This window comes from Deltaproteobacteria bacterium HGW-Deltaproteobacteria-6 (assembly GCA_002840435.1).
Taxonomy (GTDB): Bacteria; Desulfobacterota; Syntrophia; order Syntrophales; family Smithellaceae; genus UBA8904.
Genome location: PHAT01000039.1, coordinates 1 through 1,369, shown reverse-complemented (window position 1 = coordinate 1,369; position 1,369 = coordinate 1). Strand labels below are relative to the sequence as shown.

1 protein-coding gene is annotated in these 1,369 nt (G+C 49.2%); it reads right to left on the bottom strand.

Annotation, left to right across the window (positions count from 1 at the left end; genetic code table 11):
• The coding region (locus CVU71_18660; protein ID PKN16601.1) for an MMPL family protein at window positions 1–1,369 on the bottom strand (1,369 nt) is incomplete at both ends.

Sequence of the window (1,369 nt, the reverse complement as noted above, 5' to 3'; positions counted from 1 at the left end):
AAATAGTTTGGCCAGCCCAGTGGCAGAAAGCCTGACAAAAAAATCTTCGGCGTTGTAGTTTTTCCCGGCCGAAAGCAGACTTAATTGTGTATAGCCTTCAGACGTTTTGGCAATACCCAGCATTTCAAAATGCTTCGGAGGGATCTCGAAAGCTCCCGATGATTCTTGACGGATGATTTGCCAGAAAGGTTCAAAAGCATCCGGGGTAAAGCCATTCTCCAGCGCCGCTGCCTCCAGGTTCCGCTTCAATTCCGTCATGCGTTTTTCATTCCAAAAACTGCGCCAGGCCGTAAAATTACTTTGAGCTGACGGCGCAGATGGAAACAAAACGGAAGGCAGAAATACCGGCGCAAGTTTTTCTTTCTGCACATCAGCGGCCAGCAATATCTGAAATTGCTCATTTTTTTTCTGCAATTCTTTAAGGTTTGATGATTCCAGCATAACATAGCATTTGCCGGAAAGATTGCCCCAGGTTTCCTGTAATTTTTGTTCGGACTTGATCGTATCTTTGCTCACCGAATTCATGGACTGCAGATCGACGTTAAAAACGGGCCTGGCAAAAACCAGCATAATCAAACCAAAAACAATGGCGGCAATTAATTTCCATTTTGCCGGTGCAGCTATTTTTATGACAGCATCCATCAGAAAACGATTGGTCTGGCGTTTGGCAGGCGGCATGGCCGGAAATATCTTCGGGAAAATAAAATGGACAAACAGCAGGGCAAATGCCACGCCCAGCGCGGCAAAGACACCAATTTCTGCCAGAATTTTAAAGTCGCTCATCAAAAGTAACAGGAACGCGCCAACAGTCGTCAGAACCCCCAGCAACTCCGCTGACCACACTTCCCTCGCCACCTGCTTCCCATGAGTGGCGTAGGGTTGATCCAGAAACAGCAGATAGGTGATTCCCAGATCTACCGTAAAAGCCATGATCGCGCCCCCAAATCCTACCGCCAGCATGGACATGGATGTAAACAAAAATGAGCAGACAAACAGGGCGGCGATCGCCCCCACGGTCGAAGGCAGGAGTGCCAAAAGGCCGATGAGCGGACGGGGAAAAGCAAAAATGAGCAAGAGCGCGATCCCCAGCGTCGTCAGAATGATCGCCAGCCTGGTGTCACGTTTAGCGACAGTTTCGTTGTCCAGCGCGGCACGGTAGGCGCCAACTGAGGTCAGGGTATATTGATCTTTTAAATCCGTATTGGTTTTCAGTTCCTGCCGACAAGCGTCCAAAAGTTTATCAATTTGAGCGGCTTTTACTGTATCCGTTCCCGATCCGGATATACGGGCAACAATCAGCGCGTGTCTGCCGTCCGCGGAAAGCAGCTGCCCGGAATAAAACTGAGCTTTATTGGCCGGGAGCAGTGTT